Source organism: Psychrobacillus sp., from assembly GCF_056205495.1.
In genome coordinates, this window is the sequence record NZ_JBAEAP010000124.1 from 1 (window position 1) to 2,507 (window position 2,507).

The 2,507-nt window shown below is 36.3% G+C and carries 3 protein-coding genes; all 3 read right to left on the reverse strand.

The genetic code is table 11. From position 1 onward, the window contains the following. The coding region (locus AC06OU_RS03750; RefSeq protein WP_475854067.1) for an ABC transporter permease at positions 1 to 893 on the reverse strand (893 nt) is incomplete at its 3' end. After that, positions 890 to 2,164, reverse strand: coding sequence for an ABC transporter permease (locus AC06OU_RS03755; protein WP_475854069.1), 1,275 nt, complete (start codon positions 2,162 to 2,164; stop codon positions 890 to 892). The genes AC06OU_RS03755 and AC06OU_RS03750, both read right to left, overlap by 4 nt. A gap of 11 nt (positions 2,165 to 2,175) precedes the next feature. Next, positions 2,176 to 2,507: ATP-binding protein DrrA1-3 family domain-containing protein (locus AC06OU_RS03760; RefSeq protein WP_475854071.1), on the reverse strand; the 332-nt coding region annotated here is incomplete at its 5' end.

A 2,507-nucleotide genomic window follows, 5' to 3' on the forward strand; every position in this document is an offset into this window, starting at 1 on the left:
GGCCAATATGCCCCGCCTAACATAGCGAAAGCCACAGCCAGCAAGGAAACGATAACTCCACTTTGACTAACGGTTTTGGCTAGTGAAATGATTAGTAATGCTATCGCCAAAACTAATAATACATAAATACTAGATATAATAATTATTTCCGAGAATGCTCCATACATATTAGTTTTCACGATAAATCTGAACACCAATAAAACTAAAAGCATTTGCAAAAAACCAATTAGAAAGCTAAAAGATAAATGCCCAAAATATAATTTAGTTCTACTAATAGAAGCTAACTTTAGACGATTCCAAACTCCTGTTCTTTTATCTTCCAATATAAATTGAACATTTGTTGAGATGGTATAAAATACAAAAAAGAGCATATAACCAAATAAACTTTGTAGAGCTCCATCATATCGAAAAGTTTGCTTTTCATTCATAGCACTAATCTCGATTTCGAAGGCTTCCTCATCGTCTAAAATTCTAGTCACTTCCTTCCACTTATCCCTACCGCCAACTTCTACTATTCTTTTCTCAAAGGCAATTTCGTTATATGCAGCTTCTATTACTAAAGATACATTTCTAACGACATCTGTTTCTGCACTACTCAAGACTGTATACGTAGACTCTGTAAGCAAGACTCCTATTAAGTCAGGGTCTCCCTCTATCTTCGCTTCCAACTCAGCGTTAGACATTAATTGAAAAGAATAATCCTCTAAAGACTTTAATTTATCTAATACGTCACTACTTATTTGGGAATTATCATTAGAGATAAAAATCGCTTGCTGGCCACCTACACCGCCACTAAGAACATAAGCGAGGACAACTGTCATAATGGTCATTGTTAGAAGAACCAACGGCTTTCGCTTTAAATTTTGAGCCCTTGCAATCCAAATGCCCTTCATGATGTCACACCTCTTTTAGGAAATACTATAATGGACAAGCTGATACATATTAATAGGCCAATAAATAACACATACATCTGTGGCCATATCACACCAACTGAATCACCGGTTTGAATAGAAAGAATTGCTTTCATAGTGGCTCCGTTAGGGGTATAGCCTCCAATGTCACCAAGCGTCTCGGATACATCACTAATTTTAAAGAAGGAGCCTCCTAGGAAGGAGAAAATAGTAATCACTAATCCATTAAACACATTAGCAATACCTTCAGTTCCCGTTTTAAATTGTAAGGCGGTTAAAAGTGCTGAAAGTCCCCCGATAAATAAACTGAAGCTAACGACTATTACACTCATAGCCTGTATGCCAACCCAGTCTATTCCCAGCACCAGGCTTCCATAAAGCAAGATGATCGCCTGTTGCAGTAACGCTACAATTGCCCCTGTTATAAATATAGAAAGAGTGTAATAGGTTGAGGATACCCCTGCTAAAAGGATTCGGTCATAAACCTTCCAATATACTTCCTGTAACGCAAATCCTGCCAAAAAGGAAGGTATATAAAGAGCAAACATTACTAGCATTCCCACAGAGTAATAAACGGAAGCTGGAATAGTACGTTCTCCCTCATTCATTACATGCTCTAATTTTTGTACTGCAATTGTTTGACCCATTACTTCGTTTAGAGTTATACCCACTTTATTTAACGCCATTGACTGGCTAAACCCTTTTTTCCACTCCTCAAGAATGGAAGCAATTATAGATGCCCTAATTTCGTTCTCTTGATTTAATAACAACTCAAAACTAGGCTTATTTCCTTGGTCAAAATAAGATTGTTTAATATAATCTAATCTGAAATTATCAGGAATGACTAAGATACCATCGACATTATTACTCTTTCTTAAATCTTCTAGATTGGATAGATCGTCGTTACTTGTTTTTACATATTTATCCATTCCCTTAGAAATGAGAATTGAATTTTGCAAAACGTTAGTAGGATCGTTTTCTTCAAACGTTTGCAATAGAGTATTAAGAGTTGACCCTTCCAGTCCAGACTCTTTTAGAAAGGCTGTAATAGATGCCTGTTCCTTCTCCCAGCTAGTTTCATCTATAATTACCAAGTGAGCCTGAATAGCAGAAGATTCGTCTGTATCCATGATTCCCGCCAAGGCTGATGATAAAATAGTAATCAAGATAATAGGCATAGCTAAAAGGATAATAAGCGGCTGCTTATTACGAATAATCATCTTTAGTTGCTTACTAATTAAGTTTAAAAGCATTCTTTTTCCCCCTAGTCTCTCAAAGCTCTTCCTGTTAAATGTAAAAAAACATCCTCGAGAGAAGGAATTTTAACTACTGCAGAAGTAATCGTCACTTCATTTTCGGCAGCAACTGCAAAAATACTTGATAATGGCTCCATAAGCTTAGAAAGAGATACTAAAAGCTTTCCTTCTTCCCTATGGATGTTAGCAGTTGGAAAATGCTTCTGTAAGCTTTCCTCAAAAGCAACTGAAAGCGAATGACCCTTTAACTCAATTGTTTGTTGGTCGGAAACTAAAGACTTTAATTCCTCTTTTGTTCCCGATGCAATAATTTCACCTTGATCCATAATGTATATCTTTT

Bases quoted from the DNA above. Each gene is read 5' to 3' on its own strand.
- AC06OU_RS03755 (WP_475854069.1), bottom strand. From the start codon at position 2,164: ATGCTTTTAAACTTAATTAGTAAGCAACTAAAGATGATTATTCGTAAT.